The following is a 13,953-nucleotide window of genomic DNA, read 5'->3' on the forward strand; positions in this document are numbered from 1 at the left end:
ATTGTTATCTTTGTTTTGCCGTCACTTAGCTGCCAGCCAAAGGCTCAGCCCTGCGACACCGGATCACCCAATTTTTCACCGATGCGCATAATTTCCCATTCTAGCCCTATACCGCTTGAAGCGTAAACCTTTTTTCGCACCTCTTCGCCTAAGGTTTCGAGATCATTGGCGGTGGCGTCTCCGGTGTTGATGAGGAAGTTGGAGTGTTTCGGGCTCATCTGTGCGCCGCCAATGGTGGCTCCGCGCATACCGGCGTCGTCGATCACCTTCCACGCCTTTAGGTCGTGCACATCATCTGCCTTCCCGGTCGAGGAGAACCCCGCCGGATTGCGAAAGGTCGATCCGGCGCTGCGGTCCTTAGTGGGTTGAGTTTCATCGCGTTTGGCGAGCTGCTCTTCCATCCGCGCGTGAAGCGCCTCCGGCTCCCCCTTGGGCGGTGCAAAGGTCGCGCCGATCAGCACCGCGCCGGGCGACAGATCAGACTGCCGATAGCGGAAATTAAGGTCATCGGCGGTGAGGGTCACCACTTCGCCCGCGCGGGTCACGGCCTGAGCCGAGACGAAATGATCCGCCGTGTAAGTGCCATAACAGCCCGCATTCATGCGCAAGGCTCCGCCGATGCTGCCGGGGATGGTGCGCAAAAAGGTGAGGTCCAGCCCCGCGTCCGCCGCTTTGCGCGCCACATGGGCGTCCAGTGCTGCGGCCCCTGCGGTCACCCGGTCGCCGTCAATCTCGATCCCGTTGAAGCCACGGCCCAACCGGATCACCACAGCCCGCAGACCGCCATCGCGCACGATCAAATTGCTGCCCACCCCCATCGGGAAAACCGACACCGCTTGCGGCAAACGGCGCATGAAGAGGCACAGATCCTCAATATCGGCAGGTTGGAACAGATAATCCGCAGGGCCGCCAACGCGCAGCCATGTCAGGTCGCTCAGATCGCGGTTCGGGGTCAGCCTGCCGCGCAGGTCGGGGATATTCAGCGTATTCATGGCGCGGGACTTAGCTCATTTCCACGACAGAGCAAACCATCAAGAGCGCGGATCATCAACGCGGCTTTCGCGCCAGCGTTTGGCCACGCGGCCCGCCAGCCAACCCAGCCCAAATCCGCCCACGGCGTAGAGCACGACCGAGACCTGCGCCAAAAGCGCATGCGGCTCGAACACCCGTGCGTCCAACCCGAACACCATCCAAATGGCGTTGAGTGACAGGCCAACGGCCAACACGACGAAAAACCACAGCACACGAGCGCGAAAGCCGGTCCAGATACAGGCGATCAGCCAAAGTGCGAAAACAGCCAACAGCGCGACAAGCGTGGGCGTTAGGGTCATTCTGCCGGTCCTTTGACCCGCCCTGCCCCACGGCGCAGCCAGCGCGCGAAATAGATCACGGGCCAACGCAGCACCGAACAGCCCCCCGCCAGCACCAACAGACCCAGCCACGGGCCATGCTGCGCGGTGACAAAGCCAACGATTGGAATGCCAGCAGCGATCAGCATATAGGCGCTGCGCCAATGAAAGTCCTTGCTCGGCGTCATGGCCAGAACATTCGCAATGACGAACCAAAAACAGGCGAGGATGAGAGAAAGGCTCATTTCGGCAGCTCCGGTTTCCGGCCCCGCAACCGCGCCCAAAGATAGCGCAGCGGATTACGAAACATTGACAGGAACGCCAAAAGCGCCAGCAACGCCAAGGCCCATGAATAGGTCATCCCGATGGCGATGATCAAAGCCGGGGCTGCGATCAGCAAGTTCACCCCCGGCAGATACTGGGAACGCAGAGGCAGCATGGCCACGGTCACGGCGGCGAAGACCCAGAGGATCGACAGCCAGACCAACGTCACGCGGCGGCCTCTTTGGCGGCGCGCAGTGCCTCCGGCAGATCATTGGCCCATGCGCTGATCGTACCAGCCCCAAGGCAGACGACCATATCGCCCGCTCGCGCCTCGCGTAGGACCAGTTGGGTCAACGCCTCCGCATCCTCGACCGCATAGGCGTGGCGGTGTCCGTGTTGGATGAGGCCGGCAACCAGACCATCGCGGTCGGCACCGGGGATCGGCTCTTCGCCCGCGGCATAGACATCGGTGATGCCCACGACATCGGCGTCGTTAAAACAGGCGCAGAACTCATCAAAGTGATGGCTCAGACGCGAGTAGCGGTGCGGCTGGTGAACTGCGATAACACGCCCCTTGCTGGCCTGCCGCGCAGCTTTGAGCACGGCAGAGATTTCGACCGGGTGGTGGCCATAGTCATCAATGACCGTCACCCCATCAACTTCGCCCACGCGGGTAAAGCGACGGTTAACGCCGCCAAAACTGCCCAAGGCGGCACGGATTTGCTCAAGTTTCATGCCGAGGTGCCGCGCCACGGTCACTGCCGCCAGTGCGTTTGAGACGTTGTGATCGCCCGGCATCGGCAGGGCGCAGTTTTCAATGACCATATCCTCGGACTGCAGATGCACATCGAAATGCGCCACGCCGTCCTTATAATGAAGCCCCACCGCGCGGACATCGGCCTGCGCATTAAAGCCATAGGTCATGACGCGGCGGTCTGTCAGCTTGCCCACCAAAGACTGCACTTCGGGGTGATCGGTGCAACAGACGGCCAGACCGTAGAAAGGAATGTTCGACACGAAGTTCAGAAAGCCTTGGCGTAGCGTGTCGAAATCACCCCAATGCTCCATATGCTCGGGGTCGATGTTGGTGACGATGGCAATAGTGGCCGGCAGCCGGTTAAAGGTGCCGTCGCTCTCATCGGCCTCAACCACCATCCATTCGCCCTGCCCCATCCGCGCGTTGGAGCCATAGGCGTGGATGATGCCGCCGTTTACCACAGTGGGGTCGATGCCCCCCGCAACAAGCAGTTCGGCCACCAGCGTGGTGGTCGTCGTTTTGCCATGTGTGCCGGCCACGGCAATGTTGGATTTCAGGCGCATCAACTCGGCCAACATCTCGGCGCGGCGCACCACCGGCAAGCCACGGCGGCGGGCCTCGTCCAACTCGGCATTGCCCGGCTTGATCGCCGAAGAGATCACGATCACCGCCGCCCCTTCGATATTCTCAGCCGCTTGGCCTTCAAAGATGCGCCCGCCCAACTCAGCCAGCCGCACGGTGATTTTGGTGGTTTTCAGGTCAGACCCCTGCACCTTGTAGCCGTGGTTCAACAACACTTCGGCGATGCCGGACATGCCAATACCGCCGATGCCGACGAAGTGGATCGGGCCGACATCGGTCGGCAACTTGGTGGCGGCGGCGTTCATTGGGGGTATTCCTCTTCTGCGGGGGTCAGCGTGCCGTGGGATGCAAGCTGTTCAACCATATCAGCCAGTGTCTCAGCCGCATCGGGTTTGCCGACCGAAAGCGCGGCCCGCGACATCTGCAACGCCCCTTGGGGCATCTCCAGCACCGCGAGGATTTGCTCGGTCATGATTTCGGGGTTCGCCTTGCGCTCAGGCACCATGATCGCGGCTCCGGCCTCGACCAAACCACGGGCATTGGCGGTTTGATGGTCCCCGGCTGCGGCGGCAAAGGGGATCAGGATCGAAGGCCGTCCAATGATTGACAGGTCTGCCACACTCGACGCGCCCGAGCGGCTGATCACCAGCTGCGCTTCGGACATGCGGCGCGGCACGTCGTCAAAGAAAGGGCGCACATCGGCGCTGATGCCAGAGTCGGCATAGTAATCAGCCACCCGCTGACCGTCTTCGTCGCGGGCCTGATGGCTGACGCGGATGTTGCGGATCATGTTCATCGGCAGAGCGGCCAGTGCCGGGGGCACCACGTCACTGAGGATGCGCGCGCCTTGGCTGCCGCCCATCACCAGCACTTCCATTGGATAGTCACCGGGCGGAATATAGGCGGCCCCTGCACGGTCCAAAACACTCGCGCGCACCGGGTTGCCGACGTGCCAGCCCTGCACGCCCTCGGGCAGTTTGGTGGGCCAGATGCCACAGGCCACCGCATGCACACGTTTGGCAAAAATCTCGTTAACGCGGCCCAGAACACCGTTCTGCTCATGAATCATCCGTGGCATCCGCAGCGCCCAAGCGGCGCCAAGGGCCGGGATCGACGGATAGCCACCAAAGCCCACAACAACTGAAGGCCGGTCGCGCAGCATGTTCAGCCCCGCGCGCACCACGCCAGAGGCGATACGAAAGGGCACCAGCGCCTTGGCAGCGACCCCGCCACGGGCAAAGGTGGCGCTGCTGATCTGGGTAATTTCGACCGCTTCTGGAAAGCCCCCCGTATAGCGCGCGCCACGCGCATCGGTGCTGAGTTTCACCCGCCAGCCACGCTGCAACATCACCTCAGCCAGCGCCTGTGCCGGAAACAGATGCCCACCGGTCCCCCCGGCGGCGATGATCAGCAGTGGCGCGGCCATCAGCGGCGACCCCGGCCCAGAATGTCGCTGATCTCACCCTGCGGGCGTGAGCGGGTAAAGGCCAAGAGCATGCCCACGGCAATGCCGCTGGCGATCACCGAAGAGCCACCGTAGCTGACGAAGGGCAAGGTCATGCCTTTTGCGGGCAAAAGCCGCACTGCCACACCCATGTTAATCATCGCCTGTACTCCGAATGTGCAGGCCAGCCCGGTTCCAGCCAGCCGGATGAAAGGGTCACGCTCGCGCACCAACCGCAGCAGCGAACGGACAACCACAACAGTATATAGAGCAATGATACAGACGACCAGAATAAGGCCATATTCCTCGGCGGCGACAGCAATGATAAAGTCGGTGTGCGCGTCGGGCAGCGACCATTTCACTTCGCCCTCGCCGACGCCCACGCCAAACAGCCCACCCTCCCGGATGGCATTGGTGGCATAGCCAAGCTGGGTGGTCGGATCGACATCGACGCTGAGAAAGCCGTCAATACGCCGCGCGAAGTGCTCGGAGTTGGAGTAGGCGAAGGTGCCTGCCAGAACCACCAGCCCTGCCATGCCGACCAGCAGCACCATCGGCGCGCCAGCAACGAAATACATCACGCCCCAACCAAAGAGCACAAGGCAAGCTTGGCCAAAGTCAGGCTGCATCGCCAGCATCAGCACGATGGAGATACACAGCGCAAAGGACCAAGTTTTGCCCGGAGGACCGTTAATCTCGGTCGCGGCGGCCATCATCCATGCGGCGGCGACCATGAAACCGGGTTTGAGAAACTCGGACGGCTGAAGCGAGGCAAAGCCCAGCGAGTACCAGCGCGTGGCGCCTTTGCCAAAGTCGGTGCCGAAAAAGGGCAGCAGGGCCAGCGCTACGAAGGAAAGGACAAACCCCAACACTGCTAGACGCCGGACCAGTGTCGGCGACATCATCGAGGTCAACAGCATCGCAATCAACGCCAATCCGCCGAAGAACGCTTGTCGCTGCACATAGTGGAAGGGATCAAAGCCATTTTTCGACGCCAAAGGCGGCGACGCAGCCAGCCCCAGCAAGATGCCAACGGCAAACAAAATCAACACGCCGGACAACGCCCAGCGGTCGACTGTACGCCACCATTTTGGAAGAATCGGTTCACCATCCCGTACCGGGACCGCGCCATAGACCATCTCTGTCATGGGTATCTGCCTTAACTGCCTCAACGGCCCCTTTGCGGGGTCTCATCCGGGCAGAGTAGCCCGAATTGTTATATGAAGCTAGTGCATTTCACCCGTAGACGGCGCGTAGAGTCGGCGGGGCCGTGCAAGGCCCCGCCATTGAGCGATCAAGCCGCCTTATGGGTACCGCGCACTGGATAGCCTTTGTCGCGGATGAACTTGAGCCCGTTCAGCAGACCTTCCAAGTCGGGGCGCGCAAAGGGCGCGTTGGAGATGTCGATGATCTGCAGCTTGCCTTCCTCGTTAATCACAAAGGTCGCAGGCTCGGCGAAGGGCCGGTCGGTTTCCTGCGGGCTGCGCGGATCAGAGATATAAAGACCAAGTTCAGCCATCTGCGCGAGGCTCATATCATAGCCGATGGGCAGAGTTAGGCTGTCTTCCTCGGCCATTGATTTGGCCTTTTCCTCCGGATCGCCAGAAACCGCGATCACATCAACGCCGATCTCATGAAACTGGCTTTGCAGTTTCTCAAGCTGCGCGAGGTATTTTTTGCAGATCGGGCAGTGCAGCCCACGGTAGACCACGACCAGCTGCCAATCGCGCCCCTCTTGGGGGTTGCCCAAGGTCAGCGTGCCGCCGCCCAGCTTGGCCACGTCCATTTTCGGAAAATCTTGTTCTGCGGTCAGTTTGGTCATTCTCTGCTCCTGTTTAATTTGCGTCTGCACCCCAACTATGACGCTTTAGTGATCCGACAACCGCTGTCACGTCTTCTTGACCGGGGCCGCGCATTCGGGCAGAGCGCGCCCATGCAAGTCGATACAGCCATTATTGGAGCCGGTGCCGCAGGCATGATGTGCGCCGCCCACGCAGGCGGGCGGGTGTTGATCGTCGATCATGCGAAAGCGCCGGGCGAAAAAATCCGCATCTCAGGCGGCGGGCGCTGCAACTTCACCAATATGTATTGCGAGCCGCAGGCTTTTCTCAGCGAGAACCCTCATTTCGCGAAATCCGCATTGGCGCGCTATACCCAGTGGGATTTTATCGAGCTGGTCGATCGCCACGGCATCGCGTGGCATGAGAAAACCTTGGGTCAGCTTTTCTGCGATACCAGCGCGAAAGAGATTATCGCCATGCTGCGCGGGTTGATGCAGCAGACCGGGGTTGATCTGCAGTTGCAAAGCAGCGCGCGCAATTTTGAAAAGGTTGAAGGCCACTTCACCTTTGACCTGCAAACACCTGATAAGACGGTAAAAGTAACCGCGCGCAACCTCGTGATTGCCACAGGCGGCAAATCGATCCCCAAGATGGGCGCGACCGGCATCGCCTATGACATCGCGCGCCAGTTCGGCCTGAAAGTGACGGACACACGCGCGGGGCTGGTGCCTTTCACCTTTGCCGACGGCCGCTTTGCCCCGCTGGCCGGGGTGGCGACGCCTGTCCGTATCACTGCCGGTGCCACGGGCTTTGACGAGGCGCTGCTGTTCACCCACCGTGGCCTCTCAGGCCCCGCAGTTCTGCAGGCGTCATCTTACTGGCACGAGGGCGAAGCGATCACGGTGAACCTCGCCCCTGAAGGAGCCCTTCTGGGCGCATTGCGCGATCAGCGGCAGCAGTCCGGGCGGCGCAACTTTACCACCATCCTCGCGCAACACTTACCGTCGCGGTTGGTCGAGTATCTTGGGCAAGAGTTCGATCTCTCGGGCAACCTCGCTGATTGGTCGGACGCACGGCTGACCACCTTCGTCGAAGCGCTACAGAATTGGCAATTGCACCCCGGCGGAACCGAAGGCTACCGCACGGCGGAGGTGACCCTTGGCGGCGTGGATACCGACGCGCTCTCATCCAAGACCATGGCGGCGAAAGAGGTGCCCGGGCTTTATTTCATCGGTGAAGCTGTGGACGTGACCGGCTGGCTCGGCGGGTATAACTTCCAGTGGGCGTGGTCGTCGGGCATGGCGGCGGCGCGGGCGATTGGCGGCTAGGCCCTGCCCTACTCCGCCAAAACCTTCTGCACCTGCGCCACGAAATCCTCACCGCGCCGTTCGAAATTGTCATATTGATCGAAACTCGCCGCAGCCGGGGCAAGCAGGACAACATCGCCCTCTTCCGCCTCTGCCGCCGCGCGCGCCACGGCTTTTTCCATCGTGCCGCAGACTTCGGCTTCGGTCGTCAACTGCATGGCAAAATGCGCAGCCTCGCGGCCAATGACATAGGCCTTGCGTACTGACCCTTGGGCCTCCGCCAGACCTTTCAGCCCGCCCTCTTTCTCCAACCCGCCGCAGATCCAGCGGATATTGCGGAAGGCCGCAAGCGCCTTGGCCGCGCTGTCGACGTTGGTGGCTTTGCTGTCGTTGACATAACGCACGCCATTCGCCTCGGCCACGGTCTGTGAACGGTGCGGCAAGCCGCCGAAACTGTGGAACGCCGCTTCGATCACGCGCGGGGCGAGGCCAAGCGCGCGGCAGGCGGCATAGGCCGCACAGGCGTTCTGGTGGTTATGCGCGCCCGGCAGCCCCTGAATGCTGCGAAGATCGATCGAGCCGACCTGTTTGCCGCGCCGGTATTCGCTCAAAAACCCTTTTTTGGCAAAGACCTGCCAGCCGGGGCCGGAGAGTTTGGTCTCCGCACTGATGCGGATCACCCGGTCATCGCTTGGTCCCTCGCTCATTTGCCCGGCGAGGAAACAGCCCTCGGCCTCGTCCACACCGATGACGGCGCGGTCTGGCCCGCCTTCGGCAAACAGACGACGCTTCGCGGCATAGTAGCCGCCCATCCCTGCGTGACGGTCCAGATGGTCGGGGCTGAGGTTGGTAAAGACAGCCACATCGGGCGTGAGCGCGCGGGCAAGTTCGGTCTGATAGCTGCTCAGTTCCAGCACGACGACTTCGCCATCCACTGCCGGGTCAAGGTCCAGCACTCCGCGCCCGATGTTACCCGCCAATTGGCAGGGCCGCCCGACATGCTCCAGAATGTGATGGATCAGCGCCGAGGTGGTGGACTTGCCGTTCGAGCCGGTCACCGCCACGACGCGCGGCGCCACATCGTAGTGATCCCATGCCAGTGTCGCAAAGCTTTGGAAGAAAAGGCCAATGTCATTATCAACCGGCACCCCCGCGACGAGTGCCGCCGCAACCACAGGGTTCGGCGCAGGATAGAGGTGTGGAATGCCGGGGCTGACGATCAGCCGGGTGATTTTGTCGAGCGCGCCGGGGCTGTTGAGGTCAACACAGGCAAACCCCTCCCCTTCGGCCCGCGCCCGTGCGGCTGGGTCATCGTCCCAACAGCTTACCTTAGCCCCGCCCGCCTGCAACGCGCGCGCCGCGCTCAGGCCAGAGCGGCCCAATCCCAGCACCGCCACGCGTGCGCCTTCCAAGCCCTGTACTGGAATCATCTGCAAACCCCTGCTACCCGTTGGCCCCAGAATGGGGGCATGATGCGCTCATCACAAGCCAGAGGCCGTCCAAGATGTCCAGCCCCGCCAAACCTGACCTTAACGATGTGTTGCCGCGCCTCAATGACATGATGCGCGAAGATGACCATTGGGGCGATGTGGCGGCCTATATTCCGCAATTGGCCACGGTGGATCCGGCACAGTTCGGCATCGCGGTGGTGACGGCGGACGGCCAATGCCATGTGGCGGGCGACACACAGGTGCCCTTTTCGGTGCAGTCGATCACCAAGGTCTTTACGTTGGCGATCGCCCTTGGCCGGTCTGGCGATCAACTTTGGCACCGTGTGGGGCGTGAGCCTTCGGGGCGGGCGTTCAACTCCATCGTCCAGTTGGAGCAGGAACAGGGCCGCCCCCGCAATCCGTTCATCAATGCGGGCGCGATTGTTACAACAGATGAAGTCTTGGGCAACCGTGAGCCGCGCGAAGCGCTGGCTGAAATCATGCGCTTCGTACGCGAGGCCGCGGGCACTGATGACATCCACATTAATGACACCGTCGCCGCGTCAGAGACCGATTTCGGCCACCGCAATTTCGCGCTGGCGCATTTTTTAAAATCCTATGGCAATCTCATCAACGCGCCGGAGCGGACGCTCGGCACCTATTTCCACCACTGCGCGATGGAGATGACGGTAGAGCAGCTTGCGATGGCGGGCCGTTTCCTCATCGAAGCGCCTGAGGTGCCGCGCTTGGTCGCACCCAGCCGCATCCGGCGTTTGAATGCGCTGATGCTGACTTGCGGGCATTACGATGGGTCAGGCGATTTCGCCTACCGGGTCGGCCTGCCGGGCAAATCTGGCGTAGGGGGCGGCATTCTGGCGATCGTCCCGGGACGCGCCAGCATCGCGGTCTGGTCGCCGGGGTTGAACCGCTATGGCAACAGCCAAAAGGGCACCGAAGCATTGGCCCTTTTGGCGCGTCACATGGATTGGTCGATCTTCTAGGCTTAACGGACCTTGAGCGTCGCCAGCCCCAGCAGGGCGAGGATCAGCGAGATGATCCAGAAACGGATCACGATCTGCGGCTCTGCCCAGCCCTTTTTCTCATAGTGGTGGTGGATTGGCGCCATCAGGAAGACGCGCTTGCCGGTGCGCTTGAAGTAGAGCACCTGAATGATGACCGAAAGTGCCTCGACCACGAAGAGGCCACCAACAATTGCCAGTACCAGCTCGTGTTTCGTCGCCACAGCGATGGCTCCCAAAGCGCCGCCGAGTGCAAGCGAACCTGTGTCGCCCATGAAGACGGCCGCGGGTGGCGCGTTGTACCACAAGAACCCAAGCCCCCCGCCGAAAATCCCAGCGGTAAAGATCAAGATTTCGCCCGTGCCCGGCACGTAATGCACATCAAGGTAGTCGGTGAAATCGACACGTCCCACGGCATAAGCGATAACGCCAAGCGCCCCGGCCGCGATCATCACCGGCATAATCGCCAGACCATCCAGCCCGTCGGTAAGGTTCACCGCATTTGCCGATCCGACAATCACGATAATCGCGAAAGGCACGAACAGAATACCAAGGTTCACAAGCGTATCTTTGAACACCGGCAAAGCCAGTTGGTACTGCAGCTCGGCAGGGTGATATTGCGCGGCCCAGTAGCCCGCGATGCCTGCGATCAGAAAACCTAACAAAAGTCGCACCTTGCCTGGCACGCCGTCAGAATTTTGCTTGCTCACTTTGGCATGATCGTCCGCATAGCCGATGGCCGCGAAACTCATCGTTACGAACAGCACCAACCAGATATACGGATTGTCCAGCCGCGCCCAAAGCAAGGTAGATGTCAGCAGCGCGCCAACGATCAACAGCCCGCCCATCGTTGGCGTGCCGGCCTTGGCGAAATGCCCTTCGGGGCCATCATCGCGAATGGGCTGGCCCTTACCCTGCCGTTTGCGCAACACCTCGATCAGCGGTTTGCCGAACAGGAACCCAAAAACAAGCGCCGTGAAAAACGCCCCGCCTGCGCGGAAGGTGATATAGCGAAACAGGTTAAAGAAATCGCCGCCATCAGACAGCAGCGTCAACCAATAGAGCATATATCGCGTCCTAACTCATCATGTTGGGGTTATTCGCCAATCAGGCGGTCGGGACCGGATGGCCCATTTTGCGGATGGCGTCAACAATACTGCCCAGCTTCATCGAAAGCGACCCTTTGATCAGCACGACGTCGCCGGAATCCAGACGACTGCGGAGACCTTGCAACATTTCTTCGGCGGTCTCTGTCCAATCGCCACGTTGGTGTTCGGGCAGGTTGTCGTAGAAGGCTTTCATCAACGGACCGACGCAATGCACCACGTCAAGCGCGCGGGTAGCCTCCAGATCGGCCAGCCCTGCATGCAGCGCTAACGCCTCGGGGCCGAGTTCTTTCATATCGCCGACAAAGGCAATCCGCCGCCCCTTGCTGACACGGCCAATGTCATGGGTCACTTCCGAGGCCGCCAGCACTTCAAGTGCTGCGGCCATCGAGGTCGGGTTGGCGTTATAGCTGTCGTCGATCAACTCCAGCGCCAAATGGGTATCCACGGGGTCCAGTTGGATGCGCTCACGCACCCCGCGTCCGGCATAAGGCGACCAGCGGCCCAGCGATTGCACCGCCAGCGCCCGATCCGCGCCAAGCGCCTCGGCCAGTGCCAGTGCGCCAAGCGCGTTCATCGCAAAATGCCGCCCCGGAGTGTCAATCTTGAAGATCAGCGGCGCGCCTTCGACCTCTGCTTGGGCCACGGTGGCATCGCCCTGCACTTTGACCTCGCCCAGCTTGTAGTGATGGCCCGCTTGACCAAAGGTCGTCTCGCGCAGGCCCCGTTCCAGCGCCTTGTCGAGCACGATATCGCTATGTTCATGGTCGGCGTTAATCACCGCCACGCCGCCCGGCTCCATCCCGTCGAAGATGCTGGCCTTCTCCACCGCGATGGCGGCGACATCCTTGAAGGCTTCGAGGTGGACGGCGGCGACATTGGTCACCATCGCCGCGTGGGGCTGCGCCTGTTTGGCAAGGGGCGCAATTTCTCCGGGGTGGTTCATACCGATTTCGATCACCGCGTAATCCGTATCACGCGGCATGCGCGCCAGCGTCAGCGGCACGCCCCAATGGTTGTTGTAGCTGTCGACGCTGGCATGGGCTTTGCCCTGATCGCCAAAGATCGCCAGCAGCATTTCTTTGGTCGAGGTCTTGCCCACGCTCCCCGTCACCGCCGCGACCTTGGCCTGCGGGCCAAGACGCGCACGCCCTGCCCGACCAAGCGCTTCAAGCGCGGTTTGCACATCTTCAACGATCAACAGCGGCGCATCTTCGGCCAGGCCTTCGGGCACATGGGTCACGAGCGCGGCAGCCGCCCCATTGTCGAGCGCTTGCGCCACGAATTCATGCCCATCCCGCGCGGCTTTGAGCGCCACGAAGAGGTTTCCCGGTTGCAGGGTCCGTGTGTCGATCGAGACACCGTTGCACGCCCAATCTCCCTGCGCTTTACCGCCCGTGGCTTCCGCCGCTTCCGTCGCTGTCCAAAGGCTCATGCCAATCTCCCGTCCAGTGCCGCCACGGCTACGCTGGCCTGTTCCACATCGTCAAAGGGCAGCACATCGTCACCCACAGTCTGCCCCGTCTCATGGCCTTTGCCCGCGATCAGCAGCGCGTCGCCCGGCTCCAGCGCGTCAACGCCGCGCAGGATCGCTTCGGCGCGGTCGCCGACCTCCATCGCATCGGGCGCGCCGTCCAGTACCGCGGCACGGATGCTGGCCGGGTCTTCGCTGCGCGGGTTGTCGTCTGTGACGATCACCATATCCGCATTCTCTGCTGCTGCCTGCCCCATCAGAGGGCGTTTGGCCCGGTCCCGGTCCCCGCCCGCGCCGATGATGGCGACCAGACGGCCCATCACATGCGGGCGCATCGCGGCGAGTGCGGTGGCAACGGCATCAGGGGTATGGGCGTAATCGACAAAGACCGCCGCGCCATTGTCGCGGGTGGCGGCAAGCTGCATCCGGCCCCGAACAGTGGTGAGATGCGGCAGCGTGTCGAAGACCTCCTGCGGGTCCGCACCGCAGGCGATGACCAACCCGGCGGCCAGCAACACGTTGTCGCCCTGAAAACCGCCAATGAGATTGAGCCGCTTCTGATAGGCCTTACCGCGCCACGTGAAGCGCAGGTCTTGCCCGGTGGCGTCGAAACGCTGGCCTTGCAAATGCAGATCACCCCCGTCGCGGCCCACGGTGAGGACCTCACAGCCCCGCGCGCGGGCGATGGCGGCGATGTCGACGCCCTTTTCGTCGTCGATGTTCAACACTGCCGTGCCGTCTTCGGGCAGAACGCGGGCGAAAAGCGCGGCCTTGGCGGCGAAATAGGCCTCGAATGTCTCGTGATAATCAAGGTGGTCTTGGGTAAAGTTAGTGAACCCCGCCGCTTTTAGCGTCACCCCATCCAGCCGCCGCTGGTCAAGCCCGTGGCTCGATGCCTCCATCGCGGCATGGGTAATGCCATTTCGGGCGGCCTCAGCCAAGGTGCGGTGCAGGGTGATCGGCTCGGGCGTGGTATGCGCCAAGGGGGCGGCCCACGCGCCTTCAACCCCGGTGGTACCAAGGTTCACAGCAGGCAGTCCCATCTCAACCCAAATTTGGCGCACGAAGGTCGAGACCGAGGTTTTTCCGTTGGTGCCCGTCACCGCGATCATCGTGGCAGGCTTGCCACCGAACCACAGCGCCGCCGTGCGTGCCAGCGCCTCACGCGGGGAGTCGGAGACCACCAGCGCGGCGTTGGAGCCTGCCAATTCCGCGGCTGCGATCTTGGCCCCAGCTGCATCGGTCAGCACCGCTACCGCGCCCATCCGCAAAGCATATTGAATGAATTCCGCCCCATGCACACGGCTGCCGGGCATGGCCGCGAATAACATGCCTTCACGCACCTCGCGGCTGTCCACGGCGATCCCGGTGATCAAAGGATTTGCCCCCGCCCGCGCGGTCAGCCCGAGGGAGGAAAGGGGTACGGCCCGGTCAGTCATA

At 62.0% G+C, this 13,953-nt stretch carries 14 protein-coding genes; 2 read left to right on the top strand and 12 right to left on the bottom strand.

Features of this window, described 5'->3' with window-relative positions; translation table 11 throughout:
* Nucleotides 1–44 precede the first annotated feature (44 nt).
* From murB to WNY61_RS05210, 8 genes are all read right to left on the bottom strand, one after another.
* Nucleotides 45–992: a UDP-N-acetylmuramate dehydrogenase gene (gene murB / locus WNY61_RS05175; RefSeq protein ID WP_342850384.1), complete on the bottom strand. Its 948-nt coding sequence runs from the start codon at nt 990–992 to the stop codon at nt 45–47.
* Between the two features lie 39 nt (nt 993–1,031).
* Nucleotides 1,032–1,331, bottom strand: coding sequence for a hypothetical protein (locus WNY61_RS05180; RefSeq protein WP_342850385.1), 300 nt, complete (start codon nt 1,329–1,331; stop codon nt 1,032–1,034).
* Nucleotides 1,328–1,594 (bottom strand): DUF2484 family protein, encoded by a 267-nt coding sequence (locus WNY61_RS05185; RefSeq protein ID WP_007119427.1) that lies wholly within the window; start codon nt 1,592–1,594, stop codon nt 1,328–1,330. Before WNY61_RS05185 ends, WNY61_RS05180 begins: the two co-directional genes overlap by 4 nt.
* Entirely contained in the window at nt 1,591–1,842 is a 252-nt protein-coding gene (locus tag WNY61_RS05190; RefSeq protein ID WP_342850386.1) for a DUF2484 family protein, read from the bottom strand. The genes WNY61_RS05185 and WNY61_RS05190 overlap by 4 nt, the downstream gene beginning before the upstream one ends.
* Nucleotides 1,839–3,257 (bottom strand): UDP-N-acetylmuramate--L-alanine ligase, encoded by a 1,419-nt coding sequence (murC, locus tag WNY61_RS05195; RefSeq protein WP_342850387.1) that lies wholly within the window; start codon nt 3,255–3,257, stop codon nt 1,839–1,841. The genes WNY61_RS05190 and murC overlap by 4 nt, the downstream gene beginning before the upstream one ends.
* Entirely contained in the window at nt 3,254–4,378 is a 1,125-nt protein-coding gene (locus WNY61_RS05200) for a UDP-N-acetylglucosamine--N-acetylmuramyl-(pentapeptide) pyrophosphoryl-undecaprenol N-acetylglucosamine transferase (protein WP_342850388.1), read from the bottom strand. Before WNY61_RS05200 ends, murC begins: the two co-directional genes overlap by 4 nt.
* Nucleotides 4,378–5,544 (bottom strand): putative lipid II flippase FtsW, encoded by a 1,167-nt coding sequence (gene ftsW / locus WNY61_RS05205; RefSeq protein ID WP_007119423.1) that lies wholly within the window; start codon nt 5,542–5,544, stop codon nt 4,378–4,380. Before ftsW ends, WNY61_RS05200 begins: the two co-directional genes overlap by 1 nt.
* Before the next feature lie 146 nt (nt 5,545–5,690).
* Complete coding sequence (locus WNY61_RS05210; protein WP_342850389.1) at nt 5,691–6,218, bottom strand: peroxiredoxin-like family protein; 528 nt, start codon at nt 6,216–6,218, stop codon at nt 5,691–5,693.
* A 111-nt stretch (nt 6,219–6,329) separates the two neighbouring features.
* Here WNY61_RS05210 and WNY61_RS05215 point away from each other — a divergent pair, with 111 nt between their 5' ends.
* Complete coding sequence (locus WNY61_RS05215; RefSeq protein ID WP_342850390.1) at nt 6,330–7,505, top strand: NAD(P)/FAD-dependent oxidoreductase; 1,176 nt, start codon at nt 6,330–6,332, stop codon at nt 7,503–7,505.
* An 8-nt stretch (nt 7,506–7,513) separates the two neighbouring features.
* Here WNY61_RS05215 and murD read toward each other — a convergent pair whose 3' ends face one another.
* Nucleotides 7,514–8,914, bottom strand: a complete 1,401-nt coding sequence (murD, locus tag WNY61_RS05220; RefSeq protein WP_342850391.1) for a UDP-N-acetylmuramoyl-L-alanine--D-glutamate ligase — start codon at nt 8,912–8,914, stop codon at nt 7,514–7,516.
* 74 nt (nt 8,915–8,988) lie between these two features.
* On the opposite strand from murD, the gene WNY61_RS05225 reads away from it, so the two are divergent.
* Nucleotides 8,989–9,915 carry a glutaminase gene (locus WNY61_RS05225; RefSeq protein WP_007119419.1) on the top strand — a complete coding sequence of 309 codons (927 nt, stop codon included), beginning with the start codon at nt 8,989–8,991 and terminating at the stop codon, nt 9,913–9,915.
* A 2-nt stretch (nt 9,916–9,917) separates the two neighbouring features.
* Here WNY61_RS05225 and mraY read toward each other — a convergent pair whose 3' ends face one another.
* The 3 genes from mraY to WNY61_RS05240 are packed head-to-tail and all read right to left on the bottom strand — an operon-like array spanning nt 9,918 to nt 13,952.
* Nucleotides 9,918–11,000: a phospho-N-acetylmuramoyl-pentapeptide-transferase gene (mraY, locus tag WNY61_RS05230; RefSeq protein WP_342850393.1), complete on the bottom strand. Its 1,083-nt coding sequence runs from the start codon at nt 10,998–11,000 to the stop codon at nt 9,918–9,920.
* 40 nt (nt 11,001–11,040) lie between these two features.
* A complete protein-coding gene (murF, locus tag WNY61_RS05235; protein WP_342850395.1) occupies nt 11,041–12,474 on the bottom strand; it encodes a UDP-N-acetylmuramoyl-tripeptide--D-alanyl-D-alanine ligase in 1,434 nt (477 codons plus the stop codon).
* Nucleotides 12,471–13,952: a UDP-N-acetylmuramoyl-L-alanyl-D-glutamate--2,6-diaminopimelate ligase gene (locus WNY61_RS05240; RefSeq protein ID WP_342850397.1), complete on the bottom strand. Its 1,482-nt coding sequence runs from the start codon at nt 13,950–13,952 to the stop codon at nt 12,471–12,473. Before WNY61_RS05240 ends, murF begins: the two co-directional genes overlap by 4 nt.
* Nucleotide 13,953 lies beyond the last annotated feature (1 nt).

The organism is Sulfitobacter sp. AS92 (genome assembly GCF_038900015.1).
GTDB lineage: Bacteria > Pseudomonadota > Alphaproteobacteria > Rhodobacterales > Rhodobacteraceae > Sulfitobacter.

Excerpts from the sequence above, each read along its gene's own strand:
- murB (WP_342850384.1), bottom strand. The coding sequence starts at position 992 with ATGAATACGCTGAATATCCCCGACCTGCGCGGCAGGCTGACCCCGAAC.
- WNY61_RS05180 (WP_342850385.1), bottom strand. The coding sequence starts at position 1,331 with ATGACCCTAACGCCCACGCTTGTCGCGCTGTTGGCTGTTTTCGCACTT.
- WNY61_RS05185 (WP_007119427.1), bottom strand. The coding sequence starts at position 1,594 with ATGAGCCTTTCTCTCATCCTCGCCTGTTTTTGGTTCGTCATTGCGAAT.
- murC (WP_342850387.1), bottom strand. The coding sequence starts at position 3,257 with ATGAACGCCGCCGCCACCAAGTTGCCGACCGATGTCGGCCCGATCCAC.
- WNY61_RS05200 (WP_342850388.1), bottom strand. The coding sequence starts at position 4,378 with ATGGCCGCGCCACTGCTGATCATCGCCGCCGGGGGGACCGGTGGGCAT.
- ftsW (WP_007119423.1), bottom strand. The coding sequence starts at position 5,544 with ATGACAGAGATGGTCTATGGCGCGGTCCCGGTACGGGATGGTGAACCG.
- WNY61_RS05210 (WP_342850389.1), bottom strand. The coding sequence starts at position 6,218 with ATGACCAAACTGACCGCAGAACAAGATTTTCCGAAAATGGACGTGGCC.
- WNY61_RS05215 (WP_342850390.1), top strand. The coding sequence starts at position 6,330 with ATGCAAGTCGATACAGCCATTATTGGAGCCGGTGCCGCAGGCATGATG.
- murD (WP_342850391.1), bottom strand. The coding sequence starts at position 8,914 with ATGATTCCAGTACAGGGCTTGGAAGGCGCACGCGTGGCGGTGCTGGGA.
- WNY61_RS05225 (WP_007119419.1), top strand. The coding sequence starts at position 8,989 with ATGTCCAGCCCCGCCAAACCTGACCTTAACGATGTGTTGCCGCGCCTC.
- mraY (WP_342850393.1), bottom strand. The coding sequence starts at position 11,000 with ATGCTCTATTGGTTGACGCTGCTGTCTGATGGCGGCGATTTCTTTAAC.
- murF (WP_342850395.1), bottom strand. The coding sequence starts at position 12,474 with ATGAGCCTTTGGACAGCGACGGAAGCGGCGGAAGCCACGGGCGGTAAA.
- WNY61_RS05240 (WP_342850397.1), bottom strand. The coding sequence starts at position 13,952 with ATGACTGACCGGGCCGTACCCCTTTCCTCCCTCGGGCTGACCGCGCGG.